General features: G+C 58.3%; 24 protein-coding genes. 8 read left to right on the forward strand and 16 right to left on the reverse strand.

The genetic code is table 11. The features are described from left to right. The first annotated feature begins 89 nt into the window (after positions 1-89). On the forward strand, positions 90-1421 hold the full coding sequence (locus tag AUK77_RS08665) for an SPFH domain-containing protein (RefSeq protein ID WP_296128334.1): 1332 nt from the start codon (positions 90-92) through the stop codon (positions 1419-1421). Positions 1422-1470: 49 nt separating this feature from the next. Here AUK77_RS08665 and miaE read toward each other — a convergent pair whose 3' ends face one another. Next, entirely contained in the window at positions 1471-2076 is a 606-nt protein-coding gene (gene miaE / locus AUK77_RS08670; RefSeq protein ID WP_296128337.1) for a tRNA isopentenyl-2-thiomethyl-A-37 hydroxylase MiaE, read from the reverse strand. Between the two features lie 243 nt (positions 2077-2319). Between miaE and AUK77_RS08675 the strand changes: the two genes are divergently transcribed. Beyond that, a complete protein-coding gene (locus AUK77_RS08675; RefSeq protein ID WP_296128339.1) occupies positions 2320-3183 on the forward strand; it encodes a universal stress protein in 864 nt (287 codons plus the stop codon). A 54-nt stretch (positions 3184-3237) separates the two neighbouring features. Here AUK77_RS08675 and AUK77_RS08680 read toward each other — a convergent pair whose 3' ends face one another. After that, complete coding sequence (locus tag AUK77_RS08680) at positions 3238-3714, reverse strand: DUF1289 domain-containing protein (RefSeq protein WP_296128341.1); 477 nt, start codon at positions 3712-3714, stop codon at positions 3238-3240. Between the two features lie 407 nt (positions 3715-4121). On the opposite strand from AUK77_RS08680, the gene acnB reads away from it, so the two are divergent. From acnB to alaC, 3 genes are all read left to right on the forward strand, one after another. Further along, the gene (gene acnB / locus AUK77_RS08685) at positions 4122-6731 is read left to right on the forward strand and encodes a bifunctional aconitate hydratase 2/2-methylisocitrate dehydratase (protein ID WP_296128574.1); all 2610 of its coding nucleotides are present in this window, start codon (positions 4122-4124) and stop codon (positions 6729-6731) included. A gap of 133 nt (positions 6732-6864) precedes the next feature. After that, positions 6865-7074 (forward strand): YgdI/YgdR family lipoprotein, encoded by a 210-nt coding sequence (locus tag AUK77_RS08690; RefSeq protein WP_296128344.1) that lies wholly within the window; start codon positions 6865-6867, stop codon positions 7072-7074. Between the two features lie 177 nt (positions 7075-7251). Further along, a complete protein-coding gene (gene alaC / locus AUK77_RS08695; protein ID WP_296128346.1) occupies positions 7252-8481 on the forward strand; it encodes an alanine transaminase in 1230 nt (409 codons plus the stop codon). Positions 8482-8633: 152 nt separating this feature from the next. Here the strand turns inward: alaC and AUK77_RS08700 are convergent, their stop codons facing one another. After that, complete coding sequence (locus AUK77_RS08700; RefSeq protein WP_296128349.1) at positions 8634-9029, reverse strand: hypothetical protein; 396 nt, start codon at positions 9027-9029, stop codon at positions 8634-8636. Positions 9030-9239: 210 nt separating this feature from the next. Between AUK77_RS08700 and AUK77_RS08705 the strand changes: the two genes are divergently transcribed. Further along, positions 9240-9554, forward strand: a complete 315-nt coding sequence (locus AUK77_RS08705) for a transcriptional regulator (protein WP_296128352.1) — start codon at positions 9240-9242, stop codon at positions 9552-9554. A 539-nt stretch (positions 9555-10093) separates the two neighbouring features. Here AUK77_RS08705 and AUK77_RS08710 read toward each other — a convergent pair. From AUK77_RS08710 to AUK77_RS08745, 8 genes are all read right to left on the reverse strand, one after another. Then, complete coding sequence (locus AUK77_RS08710) at positions 10094-10891, reverse strand: transglutaminase family protein (RefSeq protein ID WP_296128355.1); 798 nt, start codon at positions 10889-10891, stop codon at positions 10094-10096. Continuing rightward, a complete protein-coding gene (locus tag AUK77_RS08715) occupies positions 10888-11838 on the reverse strand; it encodes an alpha-E domain-containing protein (protein WP_296128358.1) in 951 nt (316 codons plus the stop codon). The genes AUK77_RS08710 and AUK77_RS08715 overlap by 4 nt, the downstream gene beginning before the upstream one ends. A gap of 2 nt (positions 11839-11840) precedes the next feature. Further along, entirely contained in the window at positions 11841-13250 is a 1410-nt protein-coding gene (locus tag AUK77_RS08720) for a circularly permuted type 2 ATP-grasp protein (RefSeq protein ID WP_296128360.1), read from the reverse strand. A gap of 305 nt (positions 13251-13555) precedes the next feature. Further along, the gene (locus tag AUK77_RS08725) at positions 13556-14263 is read right to left on the reverse strand and encodes a type 1 glutamine amidotransferase (protein WP_296128363.1); all 708 of its coding nucleotides are present in this window, start codon (positions 14261-14263) and stop codon (positions 13556-13558) included. Between the two features lie 138 nt (positions 14264-14401). After that, positions 14402-14737, reverse strand: coding sequence for a ribonuclease E inhibitor RraB (locus AUK77_RS08730; protein ID WP_296128365.1), 336 nt, complete (start codon positions 14735-14737; stop codon positions 14402-14404). A gap of 368 nt (positions 14738-15105) precedes the next feature. Further along, entirely contained in the window at positions 15106-15867 is a 762-nt protein-coding gene (locus AUK77_RS08735) for an SDR family oxidoreductase (RefSeq protein ID WP_296128368.1), read from the reverse strand. After that, the gene (locus AUK77_RS08740) at positions 15867-16796 is read right to left on the reverse strand and encodes an alpha/beta hydrolase (RefSeq protein ID WP_296128371.1); all 930 of its coding nucleotides are present in this window, start codon (positions 16794-16796) and stop codon (positions 15867-15869) included. The genes AUK77_RS08735 and AUK77_RS08740 overlap by 1 nt, the downstream gene beginning before the upstream one ends. Then, positions 16780-18255, reverse strand: a complete 1476-nt coding sequence (locus AUK77_RS08745; protein WP_296128373.1) for an NAD(P)/FAD-dependent oxidoreductase — start codon at positions 18253-18255, stop codon at positions 16780-16782. Before AUK77_RS08745 ends, AUK77_RS08740 begins: the two co-directional genes overlap by 17 nt. A 99-nt stretch (positions 18256-18354) precedes the next feature. Between AUK77_RS08745 and AUK77_RS08750 the strand changes: the two genes are divergently transcribed. Both AUK77_RS08750 and AUK77_RS08755 read left to right on the forward strand, forming a co-directional pair. Continuing rightward, on the forward strand, positions 18355-19371 hold the full coding sequence (locus tag AUK77_RS08750) for an AraC family transcriptional regulator (protein WP_296128374.1): 1017 nt from the start codon (positions 18355-18357) through the stop codon (positions 19369-19371). 127 nt (positions 19372-19498) lie between these two features. Beyond that, complete coding sequence (locus AUK77_RS08755; protein ID WP_296128377.1) at positions 19499-20941, forward strand: methyl-accepting chemotaxis protein; 1443 nt, start codon at positions 19499-19501, stop codon at positions 20939-20941. Here AUK77_RS08755 and AUK77_RS08760 read toward each other — a convergent pair. The 5 genes from AUK77_RS08760 to aroC all read right to left on the reverse strand — a co-directional run bounded on the left by AUK77_RS08760 (position 20931) and on the right by aroC (position 24721). Continuing rightward, entirely contained in the window at positions 20931-21491 is a 561-nt protein-coding gene (locus tag AUK77_RS08760; RefSeq protein WP_296128379.1) for a histidine phosphatase family protein, read from the reverse strand. The genes AUK77_RS08755 and AUK77_RS08760 overlap by 11 nt on opposite strands. After that, on the reverse strand, positions 21491-21682 hold the full coding sequence (locus tag AUK77_RS08765; RefSeq protein WP_296128382.1) for a PLDc N-terminal domain-containing protein: 192 nt from the start codon (positions 21680-21682) through the stop codon (positions 21491-21493). Before AUK77_RS08765 ends, AUK77_RS08760 begins: the two co-directional genes overlap by 1 nt. 85 nt (positions 21683-21767) lie before the next feature. Further along, positions 21768-22316, reverse strand: coding sequence for an acireductone dioxygenase (locus AUK77_RS08770; RefSeq protein WP_296128384.1), 549 nt, complete (start codon positions 22314-22316; stop codon positions 21768-21770). Between the two features lie 27 nt (positions 22317-22343). Continuing rightward, a complete protein-coding gene (locus AUK77_RS08775; protein ID WP_296128387.1) occupies positions 22344-23501 on the reverse strand; it encodes an MFS transporter in 1158 nt (385 codons plus the stop codon). Between the two features lie 128 nt (positions 23502-23629). After that, positions 23630-24721 (reverse strand): chorismate synthase, encoded by a 1092-nt coding sequence (aroC, locus tag AUK77_RS08780; RefSeq protein ID WP_296128390.1) that lies wholly within the window; start codon positions 24719-24721, stop codon positions 23630-23632. Positions 24722-24884: the final 163 nt, after the last annotated feature.

A 24884-nucleotide genomic window follows, 5' to 3' on the forward strand; every position in this document is an offset into this window, starting at 1 on the left:
GGCGCGCACAATCCTGCTCGTAGCGTCTTGACGCTCTGCGCATCTCTGATCAGCATCTGCGCCCTCGAAAACACCATCAGGGAACGATCATGCTGATCAACAAGGAACAGATCTTCAAATACGCGCTTGCCCCAGCCGCTGTTATTGCGCTGAGCTTCGTCACCTTTAACAGCGTGTTCTTCTACAACGAAGCTGGTTTTGCCACGCACGTGCGCACCATCTTTGGCGAGGAAAAAGTAGTTGATGATGTCGGCTATGCCACCAAATGGTTTGGCCGCGCTACAGCCTGGAAAAAAGCCCTGAGTGTGCAATCCGTCCTGACTGAAGCACTGGCCATCAATGACAACAGTGATAACGATTCGCTGGGTGCCACCATCGAAGCGTTCCCTATTGTGTTTCTTGGCAACGTCGACGCCAAAGTTGAATCCTCAGCGCGCTTTCGCCTGCCCACTGGCGACCAATTTCTGATCATCGCGCAGGAATATCGCAACCCGGAAAACTTCATCACCACAGCCCTGGTGCCAGCCATCAAGGAAACCTTGCAGGCCACCGCCTCATTGATGAGTGCCGATGATTTCTATGCCGGTGCGCGCAGCGAATTTGCCGCCGAGTTCGAGAACCAACTCAACGACGGCCTGTACCTGATCAAGCGCAAGGAAGTACGCGGCCCGCGCGGTCATCAGCCGACTCAGACGGCCATCCTGCAAGCCGGCACTGAACAAGGTGCTTTTGGCGACAACAACGCCAGCCAGTTTGTCACCGAAAAGGTGATGGACAGCAAAGGCCTGCCGGTGCGTAAACAGCAACAGTTTCGCAAGTACGGCGTTGAAGTGGTTGAGGCACGCATCACCAACGTTGACCCCAACCCTCAATACAAACAGCGCATGGTCAAGGTGCAACAAGCGCTGGCCGAACTCGCTGTTGCGCGGCAAAACCGCCTGAAAGAAGAGGAAGAAAAACTACTGGTCACTGCACGCGGCGAGAAAGAGGTAGAAGCCCGTCGCCAGGAAACTTTGCGCGATCAGATCGAACGCACCACCCAGGCCGAAACCGAGAAGCAACTGGCGATCATCAATGCGGAACGAGAAAAAGGCCGGGCCGAGATCGAAAAACAGACCGCCGAACTGCTGCGTGATAAAGCCGCCATCACCGCTGACGCGACGAAGATCACCGCCGATGCAGAGGCCCACGCCCGTGAAGCGGTCATCAAAGCCGACGGTGCGTTGCAACCGAAACTCGATGCCCTGATCGCCATTAATAAGGTCTGGGCCGAAGCCGCTGCCCAAGCGCCGGTCCCGAGCGTCATGATGGGCGCAAGCGGCGATGGCACGAGCCGCCAGGACGAAATTAGCCAGCTGATGGGGGTACTGGCCACCAAGGCTGCGCGCGACCTTTCCCTGGATTTGAAAGTGCAGCAGTAACCAGCATCGCGGCCCTACAAAAAAGCGCCCGACTGGGCGCTTTTTGCTTTTAGAGCGGCGGCACACCGCTGTGGAAACGAAACTCCGTATCAGGCGATTCGATCAACGCCTGCTCCGCCGCCCTCACCCGCACAATGGCCTGATCAACATCACGGGCATCACCGTATTGGTAGGCCAGCTTCAGATAATTCTGAAAGTGCCGTGCCTCGCTTTTCAACAGCCCGAAGTAGAACTTGCCCAGTTCCTCATCAAGATGTGGCACCAGCGCTTCAAAACGCTCACAACTGCGTGCCTCAATGAACGCGCCCACCACTAAGGTGTCCACCAGTTTAAAAGGCTCATGGGTGCGCACCACCTTGCGCAGGCCAGAGGCATAACGCGCCGCCGATACAGGCCGCAGACCAATCTTGCGACGCTTCATGATGCGTAACACCTGCTCGTGGTGCACCAACTCTTCACGCGCCAGCCGTGACATGGCATTGAGCAGATCAACGTACGTACTGTATTTGGCCATTAGGCTCAGTGCGGTGCTGGCCGCTTTAAATTCGCAGTTCTTGTGATCAATCAGCATCGTCTGCTGATCCGCCAGGGCGGCGGTGATCCAAGCATCGGGCGTGCGACAACCGAGAAAATCGTGAATATCCGGAAGGTTCATGGTTGTAGGCTCGCAAGCAAAAATACGCAGCCATTTAGAACACAACAGCGCGAAAAGTGATCAGGACAGGTTGACGGATACATAAATTCACAAAAATAGGCTGATTGAAGTGTCGCGTTAAACGGCCAAGCATTATACGAATGAGCGCACGATCGGCTACTCGATTGACACCGATCAAACACCGCGCGACCGAACGCGATCTATAGTGACAACCATTACAAATCACGGCACATGGAGATGATCATGCAAGCTATACGCAGCATTCTGGTGGTAATTGATCCTAAACACGCTGAAGACTTGGCCTTAAAGCGAGCCAAACTGATTGCCGGCGTTACCCAGTCGCACCTGCACCTGCTGGTATGTGACAAGAAAAGTGATCACACCAGCTACCTGCGTGACCTGTCCGGCCTGTTGACCAGTGAAGGGTTTAGCATTTCCAGCCAACAAGCTTGGGAAGAAAGCGAGCACCAGACCATCATCAACGTGCAGCAAGCCGAAGGCTGCGGCTTGGTCATCAAACAACACTTCCCGGACAACCCGCTGAAAAAGGCGATCCTGACGCCCAATGATTGGAAACTGTTGCGCTACTGCCCAGCGCCTGTGCTGATGGTGAAAAGTGACAAGCCTTGGGCTGGCAGCGTGATTTTGGCTGCAGTTGACGTAGGCAATGGCGATAGTGAGCACCGCACGCTGCACACCAGCATTGTCAGCCACGGTTACGACATCGCCACGCTGGCTAAAGCCGAACTGCATGTCATTACTGCACACCCAGCGCCCATGCTGTCGGCCGCTGACCCAACGTTCCAACTCAAGGAAACCATCCAAGCGCGCTACCGCGAGCAGTGCAAAGCCTTCCAGGTCGAGTACGACATCAGCGATGCACACTTGCACATTGTTGAAGGCCCGGCGGACGCACTGATTCCGCACAAGGCGCGCGAATTGAAGGCGGGTGTAACTGTAATCGGCACCGTGGCCAGAACGGGCCTATCAGGCGCACTCATCGGCAACACGGCCGAGGTGATTCTGGACTCCGTCGAGGGCGACATTCTGGTGCTCAAGCCGGATGACATCATTGCTCACCTTGAAGACTTGGTGTCCCAACACTGATTCAAGCCAAACAAAAAAGCCGCCCTCGGGCGGCTTTTTTACACGTGACGCGCACTAGCTAGCATCACCAAGTCCATCGTGCAGAAAGCCGGGAGCAATGTAACGCTCGTAATGTGCCTCAGACAGCAAGAAAAACTCGCGGTCTATTGCATCACGCAAATCCGGCAACGCCCACTCACGAAACTCTGGCAGCAGCGCCATGCCATAGGCATCCAACTGGCTGATAACTCGTGCACCTCGAGCAATCAGCTGATAGGCCCAACAATAAGGCGATTGCTGGGGCACATAGCGAATCTGGCGTTGCTCAAGCTGCATACGCAGGCGCTCAGCATCAAAGATTTCCACTTTGCCAGCCATCACCTGAACCAATAGCACTTCAAGACGACGCCACACGGCGTACTTTTCATCCTCGCTGTAACCATTCCAATGAATCACTTCATGATGAAAGCGCTTGCACCCACGGCATACCAAGTCGCCGTAAACCGTCGAGCAAAGGCCAACACAAGGAGTTTTAATACGCTGATTGGACATAGCAATGAGCAGAACTACTGGCAGAACGGGGTGGCATCTTAGCCCTTTGTCTAAGCGAGATCACCCCCAGATAAGCGGGGCCTTTGGCTTAACTTTATGAAAGCTTTCCAGTAGAATCGACCGGCCTTTTAAAGGCAGCAATGTCCGTTGGAAGCTGTTTTCAAAGCGTCACGAGCACAGTCAATCCTGCAGGTACGATGTTGGTGCCGACCTTGAGCCACCCCTTCAAGCGTCTGCACCAGCCCTCATCAAACCCGACCTGCCGGCGTAAAACTTTGAAAACAGCTTCTGCAAGAAAACAGCGTAACCTCGGCTGAATGACTCATAACGTCATGAAGCGCCTGGTTCGTTATTTTCTGGATCGCGTCCCGGCCAACCCTTTGGGACCACTGATGAGGGTAATAACTGTGCTTGAAGCCTATCGCAAACATGTAGCAGAGCGTGCCGCTCAGGGTATCGTGCCCCAGCCGCTGAACGCCGAACAAACCGCAGGCCTGATCGAGCTGCTGAAAAACCCGCCAGCTGGCGAAGAAGCTTTTCTTGTTGATCTGATCACCAACCGTGTTCCGCCAGGCGTAGACGAAGCCGCTTACGTCAAAGCCGGTTTCCTGTCTGCCATCGCCAAAGGCGAAGCAACTTCCCCGCTGATCAGCAAAACACACGCTGTTGAACTGCTGGGCACGATGCAAGGTGGCTACAACATCGCCACTCTGGTTGCACTGCTCGATGACAGCGAACTGGCTGCCGTGACTGCCGAGCAACTGAAGCACACCCTGCTGATGTTCGACGCCTTCCACGACGTCGCTGAAAAAGCCAAGAACGGCAACGTTCACGCCAAAGGCGTACTGCAGTCTTGGGCTGACGGCGAGTGGTTCAAGAACCGCCCAACCCTGGCCGACAAAATCAGCCTGCGCGTATTCAAGGTCACTGGCGAAACCAACACCGACGACCTCTCCCCAGCACCTGATGCTTGGTCGCGCCCGGATATTCCGTTGCACGCCTTGGCCATGCTGAAAATGGCCCGTGACGGCATCGTGCCGGACGAGCAAGGCGTTACCGGCCCGATGAAACAAATCGAAGCCATGCGCAGCCAAGGCTTCCCGATCGCCTACGTCGGTGACGTAGTCGGTACTGGCTCCTCGCGTAAATCCGCCACCAACTCGGTGCTGTGGTTCTTCGGCGACGACATCCCCAACGTGCCGAACAAGCGCGCTGGCGGCTTCTGCTTCGGCAGCAAGATTGCTCCGATCTTCTACAACACCATGGAAGATGCCGGCGCTCTGCCAATCGAATTCGACGTTTCCAACATGCACATGGGCGACGTGATCGACCTGTACCCGCATGCTGGCAAAGTCTGCAAGCACGGCACCGACGAAGTACTGGCCACCTTCGAAATGAAGACCCCAGTACTGCTCGACGAAGTCCGCGCTGGCGGCCGTATCCCGCTGATCATCGGTCGCGGTCTGACTGATAAAGCGCGCGCCGAACTGGGCCTAGGCCCAACCGACCTGTTCAAGCTGCCCGAGCCACCTGCCGCCAGCACCAAGGGTTTCACCCTGGCGCAGAAGATGGTCGGCAAGGCGTGTGGCCTGCCGGAAGGCAAAGGCGTGCGCCCTGGCACCTACTGCGAACCGAAGATGACCACCGTCGGCTCCCAGGACACCACTGGCCCGATGACCCGCGACGAGCTGAAAGACCTGGCTTGCCTGGGCTTCTCCGCTGACCTGGTTATGCAGTCGTTCTGCCACACCGCGGCTTATCCGAAGCCAATCGACGTCACCACCCACCACACCCTGCCGGATTTCATCCGCACCCGTGGCGGCGTGTCCCTGCGTCCTGGCGACGGCATCATCCACAGTTGGTTGAACCGCATGCTGCTGCCGGACACCGTCGGTACCGGTGGCGACTCGCACACCCGCTTCCCGATCGGCATCTCGTTCCCGGCAGGTTCTGGCCTGGTAGCCTTCGCCGCTGCCACTGGCGTAATGCCGCTGGACATGCCGGAGTCGGTACTGGTGCGCTTCAAGGGCAAACTGCAGCCAGGCATCACCTTGCGTGACCTGGTGCATGCCATCCCTTATGTAGCCATCCAAAAAGGCCTGCTGACCGTTGAGAAGAAGGGCAAGATCAATGCCTTCTCTGGCCGCATCCTTGAGATCGAAGGTCTGGACGAGCTGACCGTTGAACAAGCTTTCGAGCTGTCCGACGCCTCTGCCGAACGCTCCGCTGCTGGTTGCACCATCAAGCTGCCGGAAAAAGCCATCGCCGAGTACCTGCGTTCGAACATCACCCTGCTGCGCTGGATGATCAGCGAAGGCTACGGCGATGCGCGCACCATGGAACGTCGCGCCCAAGCGATGGAAGCCTGGCTGGCCGATCCGAAGCTGATGGAAGCTGACAAAGACGCTGAGTACGCTGAGATCATCGAAATTGACCTGGCCGACATCAACGAGCCGGTTCTCTGCGCACCGAACGATCCGGACGACGCCCGTCTGCTGTCCTCCGTTCAAGGCGAGAAGATCGATGAAGTGTTTATCGGTTCGTGCATGACTAACATCGGTCACTTCCGCGCAGCCGGTAAGTTGCTGGAAAAAGTCGAAGGCAACCTGCCGACTCGTCTGTGGCTGTCGCCGCCGACCAAGATGGACCAGCATCAGCTGACCGAAGAAGGCTATTACGGCATCTACGGTAAAGCCGGCGCGCGCATGGAAATGCCGGGCTGCTCGCTGTGCATGGGTAACCAGGCACGCGTTGAGGCGAACTCCACTGTGGTGTCGACCTCCACCCGTAACTTCCCCAACCGTCTGGGCGATGGTGCCAACGTTTACCTGGCTTCGGCCGAGCTGGCGGCTGTTGCCGCTATCACCGGTAAACTGCCGACTGTTGAGGAATACATGGTCTATGCGAAGGAAATCGACACCATGGCAGCGGACGTTTACCGCTACCTGAGTTTCGACCAGATCGCAGAGTTCCGTGAAGCAGCTGCCAACGCGAATATCCCTGCTCTTCAGGTCTAAGCGCTTGCTGCAATGAAAAAGCCCCGCCTCGTGCGGGGCTTTTTCTTGGGCGAAATCTTGATAGTGACGCTCCAGCAGCTACCTTCAAATTGGGGGGTGTAATGTCGCACCCGAGCATCATTTGGAGATGTTTATGAAGCACTGGATTATTGCCGCACTCTGCGTGTTTTCCTTAGCTGGTTGCAGCAGCGAATACATCATCAGCACCACCGATGGACAAATGCTGACCAGTGATGGCAAACCACATCTGGATAAAGAAACAGGCATGCTGGAATTCACTGACAGCGAGGGTCGCAAACAGCAAGTTCCGCAAAGCTCAGTCAAGCAAATGCTAGAACGCTAAGTCTCCCTCTCTATGAAAAACCCCGCAGCGCGGGGTCTTTTCTGGCTCGCTGCTCAGACAACTTCCCTCGCCACTGGCTGGACAGCCCCGCTTTAGGGCTTTATCTTCGCTGCCTGGCCAGCGCACTGGCCAACGTCGCTCGGACGGTTCCGGGCGCTTACGTATCGCGAGGAAATCATGGCTGAGAACGCCAAGCGCCGTTTTGCGCGCATTGATCGTCTACCCCCCTATGTATTCAACATCACCGCCGAACTGAAGATGGCCGCGCGTCGCCGTGGCGAAGACATCATCGACTTCAGCATGGGCAACCCGGATGGCCCTACGCCTCCGCATATCGTCGAAAAACTGGTACAAGTCGCCCAGCGCGAAGACACCCACGGTTATTCCACTTCACGTGGCATTCCACGCCTGCGCCGCGCCATTTCGCGCTGGTACAAAGACCGCTACGACGTTGAAATCGATCCGGAGAGCGAAGCCATTGTCACCATTGGCTCAAAGGAAGGTCTGGCGCATTTGATGCTGGCCACGCTGGATCACGGCGACACCGTACTGGTACCCAACCCTAGCTACCCAATTCACATCTATGGCGCAGTGATTGCCGGTGCCCAGGTGCGTTCGGTGCCGCTGATTCCTGGCGTGGACTTCTTTGCCGAACTGGAGCGAGCGATTCGCGAATCGATCCCCAAGCCGAAGATGATGATTTTGGGCTTTCCCTCCAACCCCACCGCGCAGTGCGTGGAGCTGGACTTTTTCGAGCGGGTCGTCGCCCTGGCCAAGCAATATGACGTATTGGTCATTCACGACTTGGCGTACGCCGATATTGTTTATGACGGCTGGAAAGCACCGTCGATCATGCAGGTGCCTGGGGCCAAAGACATTGCCGTGGAGTTCTTCACGCTGTCGAAAAGCTACAACATGGCAGGCTGGCGGATTGGCTTTATGGTCGGCAATCCCGAGCTGGTTAACGCCCTTGCACGGATCAAGAGCTATCACGACTACGGTACGTTTACTCCGCTGCAGGTGGCTGCAATTGCCGCACTGGAGGGCGATCAGCAATGCGTTCGCGATATCGCCGAACAATACCGTCAGCGCCGCAACCTGCTGGTTAAAGGCCTGCATGAGCTTGGCTGGATGGTCGAAAACCCCAAGGCTTCGATGTATATCTGGGCCAAAATCCCCGAGCAGTACGCGCACCTTGGCTCGTTGGAGTTCGCTAAAAAGCTGCTGCTTGAAGCCAAGGTGTGTGTGTCACCCGGTATCGGCTTCGGGGACTACGGCGACGACCACGTACGCTTTGCCCTGATCGAAAACCAGGACCGTACACGTCAGGCCATTCGCGGTATCAAGGCAATGCTGCGAACGGATGGTTTTTTACCCGCTCAGCAAGCCAAAGAAGAAAATCCATAACGGCAAGAGCTATTGGATTTTATTGGTAATCGGGTCACTACCGGTTGGAGCCAGCTTGCTGGCTCCTGCACAGATTCGCACTGCAAAGTAATGGTTACAGGCCGCAATCGTTGGCCCATTCTTTATGGCCACGGCGACTGACCACTCGGCTCTCAACCCGAATAATCCAGCACCGTCCATACACGGCTTATGCTTCCAGCAATCATGCAGCTGCGGCTTGCCAGCATTTCGCTTTTGTTGTGCAGCGACATCCGGCTGGTACTGCCATCCGCCGCATCCGAGCGCTCACTCAGCCACTGAACCCGCCCACAGCCGGGCAATTCCACTACATAACTAGAAGCCACTGAGGAGTGGACGCTGGGCTGCTTAATCACGTCTACAACGCGCCCTTCGCGCTCGATCCGTCTCCCGTCATCAATCAGCACAGCCCAGGCCTGATCGTTCTCGATTACCAGGTAAGTGCCGTTGGCCTTAGGCTGCTCCAGCTGTGGCTGTGCACAACCGGCCAAGAAGAAGCACATCAGGACTGTCATCAATATCTGTTGCATTACTAAGTACTCCTCTTAGAGCCGCCAATGGGGTGGTTTGTCGCCAAACAATGGGGGGAGCCTTGAGTGAATGTCGGCGAGGTCTAAGCGCTACTATCATAGAATACTGTTTATCTGTACAGTATTTTTTAGCTTACCTAGACGCGCCTCCGGACCAGTGGTTAAAGCTGGCCCAATGGCTTAATCAGGACATTAATGAGGAGTATTGGAATGCTCGATGTTTTGCAGCTCAAACAAAGGGTCAACCGCATGCCATTGGAAAAAGTGCGCACCATGGTTGAGCAATTGCGCTTGGAAGGCATCGTTGCGGAAAGCAAAACCCCCTTCACACGGATGCACTTCAATACCTGCTTCGCCGAGATAGAAGCGTTGGCTCAGCGTGCTGGCTACCACAAGCAATTGGATGTAGTGGGTTATCAAGGACAGGCTTACGCCCTGTTTGATCCGGGCCGCTGGCAAGCAGTAGACGTGTTGCACTGGCTCAGGGCCTACGTGGAACAAAGCCAGAAACCGCTCGTATCCTGAGTAGATTTCGCCTGCAGCTTTGCTCGTAAAAGAAGCGTCTAAGTGATTCGCGTAGCGCAGAGTTCATCTAGAAATTGGCCGATAACCGTCGAAATGCTCTTGAACACCACCCGCCCTCGAATACCAGTTGTCCAAAAATGGCGATGCCCTGAATTTACAAATGTTCAGCGGTCTCTCTGAGCAAAGACGGTCAAACGCTCCATCAGCCTCCGCAACTCCGGCTGATATCGCACGACCTTATGCCAGTCGCCGTGAGATGCCCGCTGCCAGGTTTATGCTTTCGTCGGTTGGCGCTGATCATTTGATAAGCGTTTTGCGGATTACAGGCGCTATGCCAGCACAGGACCCGCAAGGGAGATCTCACCCTATATACATTCACAATGGGTGTTTCGCCCCCCCCTTTCAAATCCAGCCAATAGCGGCAACCGCCATTAGCACCGGTCTGACATGCTGGAGTTTCTTTGTGAGACCGGCTGGATACCACTTACCCGCAAGCGGCGGATGCCTGCCTCCAGCGGGCAAGGGGCATAGAGTGCTGTCTACTGCTGTTGCACTAGAACCATCGGAGCCACTTCGACCTGCGCGTGCATTTGCTCGACGCCACCGCCCCGGCGCATGCCGCGTACCGGGCAAGCATCTAGATAGTCCAGCCCCACGGCCAGCTTCAAATGGCGCTCCGGTTTGGCCAGGCAGTTGGTCACGTCAAAGCTGTACCAGGCGTTATCCAGCCAGGCTTCGGCCCAGGCGTGGCTGGCCAGGTGGTCTTCGCTGTCGGTGAACAGATAACCCGACACATAGCGCGCCGGAACCCCCAGGCTGCGGGCGCAGGCGAGAAAGGCGTGAGCGTGGTCCTGGCAAACACCCTTACCACCAGCGAAGGCCTCGCTGGCACTGGTTTCCACGGCTGTGCTGCCCGGCTGATAGCTGATATGCGCGTTCAGGGCATGCATCAGGTCGATCAAGCCTGTACGGTCTTGGCGGCTTTTGCTTTGCAGTTTGGCAAATTCACGCAGGGCTTCATCGGCTTCGGTCAGACGGGTGAATCGCAGAAACGGCAACGCCGACTGACTTTCGTGCTCGGCTTCGCGCGCCTCATCAATTTCGACCTGGCCACGGGCACCAATAACGATGGACTCGTGCGGCTCGTCCATGGTCAGCACATGCAGAATGTTGCCGTAAGGATCGAGTTGAGCGCGCACCGGACGCGGCAAGGTCAGCTGCCAACTAAGCACCTGCTGACGCTCGCTGTCGTGCGGGGTCATGCGCAGGTATTGGATGCTGGTGCGCACCTGATCTTCATAGTGATAGGTGGTGTCGTGGCTGATTGACAGTCTCATGCGACCTCCAGGTAGGACGTTTGGATGGCTTGGCCCAATTGGCGGACCAGCAGGATGAAATCGGTAAGCCAGGCGTGCAGGCCTTCGTCGAGCACTTCGTTGATGCTGGTGTAGCGCAAGCGGGCTTCAAGTTCGGCAGCCAGGCGTTGGGCCGAGCGGCCGTTGTCGCCGGGCAGGCTGGCGAGCATCAGGCTCAACTCATCCATGCAGGCACGCAGCGAGCGCGGTACGTCTGGGCGCAGCAAGAGCAATTCAGAGACTTTGCGCGTGCCGGGCGAGCCCCGGTAAATCTCGGCAAAGGCTTCAAATGAGGACAATGCCCGCAGCAGCGCGGTCCATTGGTAGTAGCTGCGCGCCGGGCGACCGTCGATTTCGTCGATGTCTTCGCCGAGCATTTCGTAGCGCGCGTCCAGCAGGCGCAGGGTGTTGTCGGCACGCTCAATAAAGGTGCCGAGGCGGATAAAGCGGTACGGGTCGCCACGCATGATGGTGCCGAAGGTGGCCCCACGGAACAGGTGCGAGCGCTCCTTGACCCATTCACAAAAACGGCTGATGCCATAACGGCCCAAGCCTTGTTCGGCAATGCCGCGAATCTCCAGCCAGGTGGCGTTGATGTTTTCCCACATGTCGGCGGTGATGCGCCCGCGCACAGCGTGCGCATTGCTGCGCGCCGCCTGCAGGCAGCAGTAGATGCTGGCCGGGTTAGTCGCATCAAGGGCGAAGAAGTGCAGCATACGCTCGGCATGCAACGGGCCGTGACGTTCCAGGTAGTCGTCGAGGGTGCCGGTAATCAGCAGCGGCATGGCCAGTTCTTCCAGACCATCACCCTGCCCGTCCTGCGGCATAAGTGACAGCGAGTAGCTGACATCGAGCATGCGCGCGAGATTTTCCGCGCGCTCCAGGTAGCGCGACATCCAATACAGATCAGAAGCGGTTCTTGAAAGCATGATTAGTCCTCCACCACCCAGGTGTCCTTGGTGCCGCCGCCCTGGGACGAGTTAACAACCAGCGAACCCTCACGCAGCGCCACGCGGGTCAGGCCGCCGGGGACGATGCGGGTTTCCTTGCCGGACAAGACAAAAGGCCGCAGATCGATATGACGCGGGGCGATGCCACGCTCGACAAAGGTCGGGCAGGTCGACAGGCATAAAGTCGGCTGGGCGATATAAGCCTCAGGTTTAGCGATCAGGCGGGCGCGGAAATCTTCGATTTCAGCCTTGGTAGCGGCCGGCCCTACCAACATGCCGTAGCCGCCGGAGCCTTGGGTTTCCTTGACCACCAACTGTTCCAAATTGGCCAGCACATGGGACAACTCGGCCGGTTTGCGGCATTGGAAGGTAGGTACGTTTTTCAGCACCGGCTCTTCGCTGAGGTAGAAGCGAATCATGTCATCGACATAGGGGTAGATCGACTTGTCGTCCGCCACACCCGTGCCGATGGCATTGGCCAGCACCACATTGCCGCTGCGGTAACACGCCAACAGACCGGGCACGCCGAGCATGGAATCGGGATTGAACGCCAGCGGGTCAAGGAAGGCATCGTCGAGACGGCGATAAACCACGTCCACCTGCTTAGCTCCAGCGGTGGTGCGCATAAACAGCTTGTCGTCACGCACGAACAAATCCGCGCCTTCGACCAGTTCCACGCCCATTTCACGGGCCAGGAAGGCGTGTTCGAAGTAGGCGCTGTTGAAACGCCCCGGCGTCAGCACCACCACATTGGGGTTATCCAAAGGGCTGGAGGACTTCAACGTATCAAGCAGCAAGTTCGGGTAATGATCGATCGGTGCCACGCGCTGCGCTGCGAACAACTCGGGGAACAGGCGCATCATCATTTTGCGGTCTTCGAGCATGTAGCTCACACCGCTTGGGGTGCGCAGGTTGTCTTCGAGCACGTAATAGCTGCCATCGCCATCGCGCACCAGATCAACCCCTGCGATGTGCGCATAGAGGTCGCGGTGCAGATCAAGGCCCTGCATGGCGATCTGGTAACCCTCGTTGGCCAGTACCTGCTCGGCGGGGATAATCCCAGCTTTAAGGATGCGTTGGTCGTGATAGAGGTCGGCGAGAAACATGTTCAGTGCTTGCACCCGCTGGATGCAGCCACGCTCAACGATGCGCCACTCGCTGGCGGGAATACTGCGCGGGATAATGTCGAAGGGAATCAGCCGCTCGGTGCCCTGATCATCGCCATACAGGGTGAAGGTGATACCTGCGCGGTGGAACAGCAGATCGGCTTCACGCCGACGCTGGGCCAGCAGTTCATCCGGTGTATCCGCTAACCAGCGAGCAAAGGTTTGATAGTGCGGGCGGACAGCGCCACTCGCGTCATACATCTCATCATAAAAGGTGCGGCCCATGCCGTACTCCTTGTCACCCGGACATGGAGACAGCTTTGCAAAGCTCGCGCCACACAGTAAAAACTAATTAAATCAATATCTTAGATATAGCAAAGAGCTGCCACGCACCAACACAGAGCATATTCGTGACCACAAAGTCGCGCGGCGCGCCATTTTAAAGCGCGCGCCATAGGGGCTGCTCTATGGCGCTGCTCAGCGCCTACATAGGGGTTTGTACAAAGGGTGCATTGGCTGATACGCGGCATATTCCTGCGCACGCAGACGTTGCTCGGTTCAGCAACAGTTCCATGTATCGAGTAAGGCCGTCAGCATCCAGCCAATTGCAACCAGCGCCGATAAAAGCCTTCGGCAACCCGGTTCAGGGCGCTGATTTTGGCAGGCAGATCTTCAAGCATCTGCGCCCGGCTTTGCTGACTAGGCTGCGAGGGATCGAGCAGGTGGTGCCAATCATCCAGCCATTGACGCACCAAGGCTTCGTCCATTTCCGGGTGGCCTTGCAACGCCAGCACCTTATCGCCCCAGGCAAACGCCTGATTGCTGCACCACGGGCTGTTCAGCAGGGGCTGCGCGCCCTCGGGGATGGCAAAGCTGTCGCCGTGCCACTGAAAGATCGGGAACTGTTCAGGCAGGTGCTGCAACCAGGGGCTTGGCTGGGCTTGATCAAGACGCGTCATGGGCTGCCAGCCACTTTCGGTGTATGGCAAACGGGTAATCTCAGCCCCCAACGCCTTGGCCAACAGTTGCCCGCCAAGGCAGTGACCAATCAACGGAATATCGCGGCGAATCAGGTGCTGCAACGCCGCCACTTCGGTCTGAATCCAGGGCAACGGGTCATTCACGCTCATCGGTCCACCCATGATGGCCACGGCCTTAGGGCGGTCGAGGTCGATGCCGTCCAACTCGCCGAGATCAGCACGCAGCACGCTGAACGCATGTCCAGCCTGTTCCAGCACGGTGCCCAAATGGGCCGGCGGACAATAATCGATGTGGGTAAAAATCAGGATGTCATTCATGGGCCAAGTCTGCAGCAAAGAGCTGGCGTGGGTCGAGAAGCAATTGGCCTGAGACAATAATGAGGCTGAAACGACACCGGCCAGCTTTTGGCTGGCCGGTGTTTGTACATAACAACCTGTTTAGAGCGTTACACCAGCTCAGGGTTGGCGGATTTCCTGGGTAACGCCCCAGCCGTCCAGTTTGCCGCCCAGGGGGGCGACGACCGATTCAAGGTCATGCTCAAAATCATCAATGCCACGGTAGGTGGCGAACATCACTTTACTGACTTGCAGGTGCCAAACGCCGTCATCACGTTCGGTCACCAGGGCATGCAGGGATTCACCACGAAATTTACGGGTGGCCATTCTGGCCCGTTCTTCATCGGGGAAAAGGGCGTAGAACTCGATGGGATGGAAACTGGAGAAGTCAAAGCCCCCCTCCTTCATCCGCCGTAAAACCCCATTACTGACATCATCGTGCAAGGCTGTGCTCATGAAGTGGACTCCTCAGGCGATGGACTAAATGACAGGACGCTAAAAAATCAACGGGTGTCGATAGAGCGGAATACGACCTGTTAAACGCTTTCCCATTGCGACCGTCAGAACCTCGACGGTGTTACGGCACCGATTGCTGTGCCGCCCGAGAATCAAGCGATGACGCCACTTGATGTGTCATAAGCCAGTCCTGAAATCAGGGCTGGTCAACGCAGGCATGTTCAGAGCGAACACGTCAGGAGCGTTAATTGCAGACTAGTCCCATCGCAGGTGGTTTGCCCAGCGAAATATCCGTGGCAGGCCAATCACAGCCCAGGCACAGATATTTCGCGGCTAAAGCCCCTCCCACGGTTTAACATCCAAGGCCGTTAATCGCGGCTTAACCAGCCCATGATGCGCCGCGTGATCCAGGCTGGGGTGATTTGCCCCGACCAGTACAGCAGCTTGAATTGCAGGCTGATTGGTCGGTGAACCGCGCGGCTTTGGGTCTGCGCCCACGCCGCCTGCGCCACCGCCTCGGCTTGCAGGTTAACGCCCAAACGGCGCAACACCGGCGCTTGAAACCGCTGATTGTTGAGCATCGGTGTACTGACAAACGGCGGCATCAGGTCGGCCACGCGAATGCCGTGCTTGGCCCATTCCAGATCCAGCGCCTCGGTCAACCCGCGCACGGCAAATTTCGAAGCTGAATAGCTGGCCAGGTGCGGCACGCCATACAGCCCCGAGGCAGAACCCATGTTGATGACCTGGGCATGGGCCGTGGCACGCAAATAGGGAAAGGCTACGTGGGTCATGGTGAGCACCCCCTGCACATTGATCTGCAGGATGCGCGCATGTTCGGCCAAATCGATCTCTTCGAAATGACCACACTGCAAAATCCCGGCACTGTTGAACAACAGGCGCAGTTGCCCATGGTGCTGGCTGCAGAACTCTCTCACGGCGCGCTCAGCCGCCAGCGCATCGGTCACATCCAGCGGCGCATGCCAGGCGTCGTCCAACTCCGCGGCCAACTCGGCCAGCGCCTGCGGGTTGATGTCCAGCAGCCCCACCTGCCAGCCCTGACGATGAAACAAGCGCGCCGTGGCGGCACCAATTCCGGAGGCTGCTCCAGTGATCAGGATGGTGCTCATCAGCACCCCCGCTGGCGCAGAAATGTCACCACTTCGGCGATGGCAAAATCTGCCGCCTTCAAGGTGCCAGCGTAGGCTTGAAACACGTGCCACATGTTCGGGTAGCGTTGCAGGCAAACGTCCACCCCGGCGGCCTGGGCTTTCTCGGCAAAACGCAGGCTGTCGTTGCGTAAAATCTCGTCTTCGCCCACCTGTAACAGCAGCGGTGGCAGCCCGTGCAAGTCAGCATACTGGGGCGACAAGCCAGAGTCGTCGTGGGCCAAACCGGGGGGGCAATACAGCGACAGCGCTTGTTCGACCCAGGCGCGATTGATCAACGGATCACCGGCCGGTGGCTCGTGCAGGTGTGCGCCGGTAAAGTCGGTGACCGGGGAGAAACACACCAGCGCAGCAGGCTGCGGTCGGCCTAAATCACGCATACGCAAACTGCTGATCAGGCTTAGGTTGCCGCCTGCCGAATCGCCGCCGACGACGATTTGTTCAGGTGCATAACCCATTTCCAGCAAAGCCTCGATGGCTGCCACGGCATCATCTCGCGCCGCCGGGTACGGGTATTCCGGGGCCAGGCGGTAGTCCAGCGCGCAGACGTCCATCTGCCCGCGCTTGGCCAGATGCGCGCACAACGCCCGGTGAGTATTCGCCCCGCCGATAATGTAAGCGCCACCGTGCAGATAGAGCATCACCGTGCCACATGCGTTGGCCGGCTTGTGCCATTCACAAGGCCGACCGCCCAGGGTACTGGCGCTACGGGTAATGCCGCGTGGCGACTTGCCCATGGTGGTCAGCACACGCAGCACCGCCCGCTGCCCGGCAATCGGCATGGGCGGGCGCACCAAACCACGGAACAACACCCGCAGCCCTGCACGTAACACCGTGCGCAGCAACGCTTGATCAGCGGCTGGCGGGGTAAATTCAACGGGTGCAGTCATAGTCGGCGAGCTCCGGAGCGCGGGTTTGTAGGCGGTAGGTGAAGGTGTAACCGGGCCAGTTATTGGTGCTTTTGCCAGAAGCGGTTTTGTACCAACTGGTGCAACCCTGCTCCCAGATGGTGTTGTGCGAACGCGCTTGAATACGCTGATTAAAATCCTGCTGCACCGGCGCTTTCACATCCATGTAGCGTGCATTTTGTGCACGCAGCAGGTCCAGGCAACCGAGCACATAGCGGAACTGACTTTCCAACATGTAGATGATCGAGTTGTGTCCCAGGTTGGTATTGGGGCCGTACAAAATGAACAGGTTCGGGAAGCCGTTGACGCTGATGCCCTTGTAGGCTTCTGCGCCATCGCGCCAGGCTTGGTTCAACTCCTGCCCGCCGAGCCCGCGAATCTGCATCGGCGCGAGAAAATCCGTGGCGGCAAAACCGGTGCCGTAAATCAGCACATCGCAGGGATGCTCGCGGCCATCCGCGGTGATAATCGCATCGGCACTGACACGACGAATAGCGCTGCCGATCACGCTCACATTGGCCTGAGCCAGCGCCGGGTAGTAGTCGTTGCTGATCAGAATCCGTTTGCAGCCCATGGGGTAATCGGGCTGCAACTGCGCCCGCAGTTGCGGGTCCTGAATGTGTTGATTCAGATGCCGGTCGAAGCTGAAACGAAACAGCTTCATCAGCCAAGGCATGCTGATAAAGGCTAAGCCACGCACTTCGTGATACAGGTACTGCAGGCCACGATCGAGGCGTTGCAGCCACGGCATGCGCCGCATCAGCGCCAGCTCCCACGCCCGGTAGGGGCGATCCGGCTTGGGCAGCACATAGGCCGGTGAGCGCTGGAACAAGCTTAACTGCGCCACCTTGAGCTGGATTTGCGGCACAAACTGGATGGCCGACGCACCGGTACCAATAACGGCGACCCGTTTGCCGGTCAGGTCAATGTCGTGACGCCAGCGCGCCGAGTGAAACGCTTGCCCCTGGAACTCGGCAATGCCGGGCAACGCCGGATACGCCGGCTGATTGAGCTGGCCGCAGGCGCTGATCAATATCGGGGCGGTCAATTGCTCGCCCGTAGTCAGCGTCACCTGCCATACACCGGCGGCCTCATCAAACGCCGCGGCGCTGACTTCACTGCGCAGGCGCACATGCTTGGCCAATCCGTACTTGTCCACGCAGTGCTGCATGTATGCGTGGATTTCCGCTTGCGGCGCAAACCGCCGGCTCCAGTCGGTTTTCGGCTCAAACGAATAGGAATACAGGTGCGAAGGCACATCACACGCCGCCCCCGGATAACTGTTGTCACGCCAGGTGCCACCAATGGCATCGGCCTTCTCCAGCAGTAAAAAATCGCTGATGCCGCTTTTCAGCAATTGAATGGCCATGCCAAGGCCGCCGAAGCCTGTGCCGATAATCAACACCTGGCAGGTCTGGGATGGATGGGCTGTGTTGTGCATTGTTATAACCCCAATTGAACGTCTGGCAGCATCCTACGTGTGCAGTGAGCGCCAGGGTTATGGCATAGTCGGCCAACCTATTGTGAATTTCGGACAAGCATGTTCTGCAGCCACCCCAAACGCAGCATCACCACCCTGCAACTGCTCACCCAGCTGGGCTTGGAGCACGGCCTGGACCTGCACACCTGCCTGGATGGCTGCGGGCTTACGCCGCTGCAATTGGCTGACACGCAGCATGAAATCGAACCGCAGCAGGAACTGCGCATGGTCGCCAACCTCACGCAGGCATTGGCGCACATTACCGATCTCGGCTTGCAAGCCGGTTTGCGTTATCAGCTCACCACCTATGGCATCTGGGGTTATGCCATGCTCAGCAGCCAGAGTTTTCGTCAGGCTGCTGAACTTGGGCTGCGCTATCTGGACCTGACCTTTGCCCTCACCCAGATCAGCCTCAGCGAAGACGAAGAAGAGGCCCACCTGCACTTTGCCGATGAACACCTGCCCAGCGCCCTGCGTGACTTTCTGGTGCTGCGTGACAGCGTTGCCGTACTGGTCATTCAGCGTGAGTTGACCAGCCGCGCCATCACTCTGAGTCAGGTACACCTGCGCATGCCTGCACCCGCAGACCCAAGGCCGTTTATTGAGCAATTTGGCGTACTGCCGCACTTTGCCAGCACCTCTAACCGCATCAGCTTTGCCCGCACCTTGCTGGATGCACCCTTGCCACGCGCCAACCCAGCCATGGCCAAACTCTGTGAGGAGCAATGCCAGGCACTGTTGGCCAAACGACGCGTGCGCAGTGGCCTGGCCGGCCGGGTGCGCGATCTTCTGTTACGCCAACCGGGCTATTTGCCAGACATGGAACAGGTGGCCAAGACCCTTAACCTCAGCAGCCGCACCCTGCGCCGTCGTTTGCTGGAACAAGGCAGCAGCTTTCGCCAGTTACAGGAAGAAGTCCGCCAAACCCTGGCCGAAGCGTTGCTCAGCAACAGCACCCTGAGCCAGGCGCAGATCGCCGAACGCCTGGGCTACAGTGAGGCGGCGAATTTCCTGCACGCCTTTAAACGCTGGAAAGGTCAAACGCCACAGGATTACCGTCGCCTAAGCAATCGCTAATGGCCTGATTCAAGCCGCTGCCGCCTTTATGCTTTTGTCCTGTTAACAGTTATTTAGCTGCCATAATCCTTCAAGTAATGGCAAATTTGCGCCGATACCGTACCTATCCCGTTATCAGGAGCCAAGCATGCGACAGGGTTTTCTTGGGCAGTTCCTGCCACATGATTTGACCGATCAAACCAGCATTCTGCTGGCCCGCACCCTCGCCTTCAGCGCCATCTGCAGTGTCGTCATCGGCCTGTACAGCTGCATCAAATGGGGCCGCTTGGGCAATGACGTGCTGATGTACGGTTCGCTGCTGCTGGTATTGGGAATGCCACTGATGCTGCTAGTCATGCGCAGCGCCGTATTGCCCCTGAGCGTGGCGGCCAACATGGCGCTGGCGAGCATGGCCAGCTATTCGATGTTGCTGATCTATCAACTGGGCGGGTTGAACTCGGCGCATATTTATTGGCCAGCGGTGATCATTGTTTTCGCCTACCTGTTGTCCGGCACCCGCAGTGCGATGTTCTGGAGCCTGGTGCAGGCACTGTTCGTGTTCTGGCTGATTCGCCTGGAACGAACAGGCGCTAGTCTGCCGGTGTTTGAACTCAGCCCGCGCGATGAAGCCGTCAACCTCTACTCAGGTTTTATCCTGCCAGTGCTCACCGTGTGGCTAGCGCAGTGGTACAGCGCCAACTTGCGTAGCCAGGCTTTGAATGATGCGGAAACAGCCCTGCGCGAATCACGCGAATTTGGCCAGCGCGCCGCGCAGAATCAAACGCAGTTGGCCAGCATGGTTGATGAAGTGCGCAGCACCGCCGGCGATCTGCTGCAAATGGCTGGTCAACTGCAACAAACGCTCGGCGGAATCCGCCAGCGCTGCCAGAGCATTGACCGGGATGTGCAACAGCAAGCTGACGCCATGCAGCAACTCGATCTGTCATTGCACGATGTTCTCGCCAGCCTGGCCTCCAGCACCGGCCACATGCAGCAACTTAGTCAGGACACACAACACAGCAGTGGCCAGGTCAACGCCTGCGCCGAGCGCATGCATGATGCGCAAACCAGCATGCAGGCCATTCAGCAGAGCAATCAGCGCATTGCCGAATCCATGCAGATGATCAGCGCCATCGCTCAGCAAACCAACCTGCTGGCGCTTAACGCCGCCATTGAGGCGGCGCGCGCAGGCGAGCATGGTCGCGGCTTTGCCGTGGTCGCCGACGAGGTGCGCAACCTATCGCAGCGCAGCAATGAAACCGCCACCACGGTGCAAAGCGTGCTGGGCCAGTCGCAACAAATTATCGACACCGGCGCGGCGCAGGTAAGCGAAGTGAGTACGGCGCTGAGCAGCAATGCCAGCCTGACCGACAACCTCTCGCAGTCGATCTTGCAACACAGCAAGGCCTTGACCAGTGCCCATCAGCAATTACTGCATGTACGCGACACCAGCGCCGCTCAGCGCGAGGCCAGTGAGCGCCAACGTGCAGCCAGCGCCGATTTATTGCATGCACAGGAGTCATTGGTGCAACTGGGTGAGCAACTGGAACAGCTGTCGCATCAGCTGCATAAGCGGGTGGCTAAGGTTTAACGCGCGCCAGCACCTGTGCGGGCACAGTCAGCGGCAAAGCGAGTATCAAGCCCTCGCCCGAGGCCGGGAAAATCTCCGTCAGCGCAGTGATATTGACTTGGTGACTGACCATCACTCGCGGCGCACCCATCGCGTAGGCGTTGATTTGCGCAACTAGTAACGCGGTTTGTTCGCGGGCGGCAGTTGGGGTTTGGAAGAATGAATCCAATGCTGGCAGTGCCTGGACGCTGCCCAAGTCCATTTCCCGCGCGGTGTCTTGCGCCCGGCACCAGCGGCTACTGAGCAACTGCGGGGTAATTTGCTGAGCGCGAAGCACAGCCCCCCAGCGCCGCGCCTGCTCACGGCCCGCTTGATCAAGGTTACGTTGAGTGCTGCAGTCGCCCAGTTGGAAATTCGCCGGGTCGCCCGTGCCTGGGGCAATGGCATGACGCATCAACAGCACGGCGCGACCTTCACGCAGCGCGGCCCAAGCCTGCTCGTCACTGGCCTGCCCTGCACTGCTGTAAAGCGCCAACGGCAGCAGCCACGAAACCAAGGCGCACCGACGCATCAGAACTTGACCGTACCGCGCGGCCCCAACAGCGCCCAAATAACCAAGCCAATGACCGGCAGCAGAACAATCAGCAGCACCCACAAGACCTTCATACCGGTTTCAGCACCACTTTTGATAATGCTGATAATGGCCCAGATGTTCAGCGCCAAAATAACCAGCCCTAATAATCCGTTTAGAAATGAACCCATCTGATCATGCTCCTGTGCGAGAAAGTCGCATAGCTAAGAGGGCATAGGGCGTGCAGAGTTCAAGGCGTGAGGCAAGCAGCCCGACTCAGCCCTCATCTAAACCGGGCATCGCCCTAGCACAGGCACTGTTAGCTGGCAAAAAAGCCGCCTGTTGGGCGCTGGCAAACAGGCGCAGCAGCGCCACACGAGGGTGCTCGCCAACATCCAGCCAATGCACGCAGCCAGCCGGTAATTGCAGCAGGTCGCCTTTCTCGCACACCAGGCTGTAAACGTATTCGCCAACATGCAGCGCCAGCAAACAACGACCCGCCAGCACATACAGCGCAGAGGCCGACTCGCACAGGCGCGGCTGAGCGAGTGTGGTGGCCAGTTCACTGCCTTCGCCGCGTTCATCACACAGGCTCAGCACATCCGCATGGGCAAAGCCGCAATGGCTGAGCAAATGCTCGACCTGCGCCTGGCAAGCAGCCAGCACCTCAGCGCCCGGCGTGCCCGCCACAACCGGCTGAGCAACGGGGTGCCGGGCGAATTGCACACCAACGCGGGCCAAGGTGCTGACAATGTCTTCGCTGTGTGTGAGCAACTTGTCCGGGTACTCAGGCGTGGACTGGTGGGTAACGGTGAGGCTGCTCATATCAAGGCTCTCAATTAGCAAACGGGGTCATCTAAGCGGCGGTTCATCGTGCAGGTAGCGCGCGGTAATGATGGCCGCGAGTAGCACGATCAAACTGGCGATGGCGAAAGTCCAGGCCGCGCCGAGGCTGTGCCAACTGTAACCGGAATACAAGGCACCCAAGGCCCCGCCCACGCCCGCCAGCGCCGCATACAACGCCTGGCCCTGGCCTTGCTGACGGTCAGCAAAGCTGCGCTGGACAAAATGCATGGCCGCCGCATGGAAGCTGCCAAAGGTGGCTGCGTGCATCAACTGGGCAAACAGCAACACCGGCACATATTCCGCCAAATTGCCGAGCAGCAGCCAGCGCAGTGCGGTAATCAAAAAACTCGCCAGCAGCACAGTGCGCAGTGAGTAACGCGCCAGCAAACGGGCCATGAGCATAAACAGCACGATTTCCGCCAGCACCCCGAGCGCCCAGAGTTGGCCGATCACACCACGCGAATAGCCCAGTGCCTCCAGGTGCAGGCTGAGGAAGGTGTAATACGGCCCGTTGCTCAGCTGCATCAAAGCCACGCTGAAGTAGAAGGCGAGAATCCCCGGCCGCCGCAACTGCTGCACAAAACCGCCTAGCTCGTGGGTATTGGGGCGCATCTGCGGTTGGGCATTGGGCACCCACCAACTGCTCAGCACGATGCCCGCCATGATCACAATCAGCGCCCAGGGGTAAGCATCCAGGCTGATCCACTCAAACAGCGTACCCAAGCCCACCACCGCGACGATAAAACCGATGCTGCCCCATAGACGGATCTGGCTGTAGCGCGCGGCCTGCTCCTGCAAATGGGCAAAGGTGATGACCTCAAACTGCGGCAGCACCGCGTGCCAGAAGAAGGCATGCAAGGCCATGATCAGCGCCAACCAGGCGTAGCTCTGGCTGACAAAGATGCCGGCAAAGCACAGCAAAGTGCACAGCGCGCCAAAGCGCACAATGGCCAGACGCTGGCCGGTGTGATCGCCCAGCCAGCCCCAGATATTCGGCGCCACGCAGCGCATCAGCATGGGAATGGCGATCAGCTCGCCAATGCGCGCCGCCGAAAAGCCCAGGTGATCGAAATACAGCGCGAGAAACGGCGCGGTCGCGCCGAGTAGGGAGAAATAAAAGAAGTAGAAGCCTGACAGACGCCAGTAAGGCAACACGGAAGGCATGGCTTACCCAGGCGTAGGTTGGGTTGAGGAGCCTGCGACGAAGCCCAACACGCAGTCAATGATGCTCCTGCGCTGTCGAATCGACCGCCGTTGGGCTTCGCTGCGCTCAACCCAACCTACCCGGGTGATCACAGCTGCGGCAGCACCGGCGTGGTTACGCGCACATCAGCGTTTTGCCCACGGTGACGCAGCAGATGGTCCATCAACACAATCGCCATCATCGCTTCGGCAATCGGCGTGGCACGAATACCCACGCACGGGTCGTGACGCCCCTTAGTGATGATGTCCACCGGGTTACCGTGCACATCAATCGAACGCCCCGGCGTGGTGATGCTGGAGGTCGGTTTGAGCGCCAGATGAGCCACAATCGGCTGGCCACTGGACAGGCCACCGAGGATGCCGCCCGCGTTATTGCTCAGGAAGCCTTCCGGGGTCATTTCATCGCGGTGCTCGGTGCCACGCTGTGCCACGCAGGCAAAACCAGCGCCAATTTCCACGCCCTTGACCGCGTTGATGCTCATCAGCGCATGGGCCAGTTCGGCGTCCAAACGGTCGAAAATCGGCTCACCCAGGCCTGGCATCACCCCTTCGGCGACCACGGTGATCTTCGCGCCGACGGAATCCTGATCGCGGCGCAACTGGTCCATATAGGCTTCCAGCTCCGGCACTTTATCGGGATCGGGGCTGAAAAATGCATTCTGCTCGACGCTGTCCCAAGTCTTGAACGGGATTTCAATCGGCCCCAACTGGCTCATGTAGCCGCGAATCACAATGCCCTGAGTGGCCAGGTACTTTTTGGCGATGGCACCAGCGGCCACACGCATGGCCGTTTCCCGCGCCGAGCTGCGACCACCGCCGCGATAATCGCGAGTGCCGTACTTGTGGTGGTAGGTGTAATCGGCATGCGCGGGGCGGAAGGAATCTTTGATCGCCGAGTAGTCCTTGGACTTCTGGTCGGTGTTGCGAATCAGCAAGCCAATCGAGCAGCCGGTGGTTTTACCCTCAAACACACCCGCTAGGATTTCCACCTCGTCGTCTTCCTGACGCTGCGTGGTGTGTCGGCTGGTGCCGGGCTTGCGCCGGTCAAGGTCGCGCTGCAGGTCTTGCAGGCTGATTTCCAGCCCAGGCGGGCACCCATCGACAATGGCGACCAGCGCCGGGCCATGGCTTTCGCCAGCGGTGGTGACGGTGAACAACTTGCCGTAGGTATTGCCGGACATGTGCAAAACGCTCCGCGAAAATCAGCGCAGGGCCGCGCCAACCCGCGCCAAGCCCCACTTTAATTGAGGCGGCGAGTATACCCGTGGTGATCGTGCAGATCACCCACGAACCTTCGTCGTGCGTCAGCGTCTAAGGGTTTCGCCCATCGCCGCGTTGTGCCCC

It is taken from the genome of Pseudomonas sp. Ga0074129, from assembly GCA_001465025.1.
Classification (GTDB): Bacteria; Pseudomonadota; Gammaproteobacteria; order Pseudomonadales; family Pseudomonadaceae; genus Aquipseudomonas.

What these genes read in the sequence shown, in the direction of transcription:
- AUK77_RS08730 (WP_296128365.1), bottom strand. Translation starts at nt 14,737, where the DNA reads ATGAGCACAGCCTTGCACGATGATGTCAGTAATGGGGTTTTACGGCGG.
- AUK77_RS08725 (WP_296128363.1), bottom strand. Translation starts at nt 14,263, where the DNA reads ATGAATGACATCCTGATTTTTACCCACATCGATTATTGTCCGCCGGCC.
- aroC (WP_296128390.1), bottom strand. Translation starts at nt 24,721, where the DNA reads ATGTCCGGCAATACCTACGGCAAGTTGTTCACCGTCACCACCGCTGGC.
- AUK77_RS08735 (WP_296128368.1), bottom strand. Translation starts at nt 15,867, where the DNA reads ATGAGCACCATCCTGATCACTGGAGCAGCCTCCGGAATTGGTGCCGCC.
- AUK77_RS08675 (WP_296128339.1), top strand. Translation starts at nt 2,320, where the DNA reads ATGCAAGCTATACGCAGCATTCTGGTGGTAATTGATCCTAAACACGCT.
- AUK77_RS08740 (WP_296128371.1), bottom strand. Translation starts at nt 16,796, where the DNA reads ATGACTGCACCCGTTGAATTTACCCCGCCAGCCGCTGATCAAGCGTTG.
- AUK77_RS08765 (WP_296128382.1), bottom strand. Translation starts at nt 21,682, where the DNA reads ATGGGTTCATTTCTAAACGGATTATTAGGGCTGGTTATTTTGGCGCTG.
- AUK77_RS08755 (WP_296128377.1), top strand. Translation starts at nt 19,499, where the DNA reads ATGCGACAGGGTTTTCTTGGGCAGTTCCTGCCACATGATTTGACCGAT.
- AUK77_RS08745 (WP_296128373.1), bottom strand. Translation starts at nt 18,255, where the DNA reads ATGCACAACACAGCCCATCCATCCCAGACCTGCCAGGTGTTGATTATC.
- AUK77_RS08680 (WP_296128341.1), bottom strand. Translation starts at nt 3,714, where the DNA reads ATGTCCAATCAGCGTATTAAAACTCCTTGTGTTGGCCTTTGCTCGACG.
- miaE (WP_296128337.1), bottom strand. Translation starts at nt 2,076, where the DNA reads ATGAACCTTCCGGATATTCACGATTTTCTCGGTTGTCGCACGCCCGAT.
- AUK77_RS08760 (WP_296128379.1), bottom strand. Translation starts at nt 21,491, where the DNA reads ATGCGTCGGTGCGCCTTGGTTTCGTGGCTGCTGCCGTTGGCGCTTTAC.
- AUK77_RS08705 (WP_296128352.1), top strand. Translation starts at nt 9,240, where the DNA reads ATGCTCGATGTTTTGCAGCTCAAACAAAGGGTCAACCGCATGCCATTG.
- AUK77_RS08715 (WP_296128358.1), bottom strand. Translation starts at nt 11,838, where the DNA reads ATGCTTTCAAGAACCGCTTCTGATCTGTATTGGATGTCGCGCTACCTG.
- AUK77_RS08700 (WP_296128349.1), bottom strand. Translation starts at nt 9,029, where the DNA reads ATGCAACAGATATTGATGACAGTCCTGATGTGCTTCTTCTTGGCCGGT.
- AUK77_RS08770 (WP_296128384.1), bottom strand. Translation starts at nt 22,316, where the DNA reads ATGAGCAGCCTCACCGTTACCCACCAGTCCACGCCTGAGTACCCGGAC.
- AUK77_RS08750 (WP_296128374.1), top strand. Translation starts at nt 18,355, where the DNA reads ATGTTCTGCAGCCACCCCAAACGCAGCATCACCACCCTGCAACTGCTC.
- AUK77_RS08720 (WP_296128360.1), bottom strand. Translation starts at nt 13,250, where the DNA reads ATGGGCCGCACCTTTTATGATGAGATGTATGACGCGAGTGGCGCTGTC.
- AUK77_RS08775 (WP_296128387.1), bottom strand. Translation starts at nt 23,501, where the DNA reads ATGCCTTCCGTGTTGCCTTACTGGCGTCTGTCAGGCTTCTACTTCTTT.
- AUK77_RS08665 (WP_296128334.1), top strand. Translation starts at nt 90, where the DNA reads ATGCTGATCAACAAGGAACAGATCTTCAAATACGCGCTTGCCCCAGCC.
- alaC (WP_296128346.1), top strand. Translation starts at nt 7,252, where the DNA reads ATGGCTGAGAACGCCAAGCGCCGTTTTGCGCGCATTGATCGTCTACCC.
- AUK77_RS08690 (WP_296128344.1), top strand. Translation starts at nt 6,865, where the DNA reads ATGAAGCACTGGATTATTGCCGCACTCTGCGTGTTTTCCTTAGCTGGT.
- AUK77_RS08710 (WP_296128355.1), bottom strand. Translation starts at nt 10,891, where the DNA reads ATGAGACTGTCAATCAGCCACGACACCACCTATCACTATGAAGATCAG.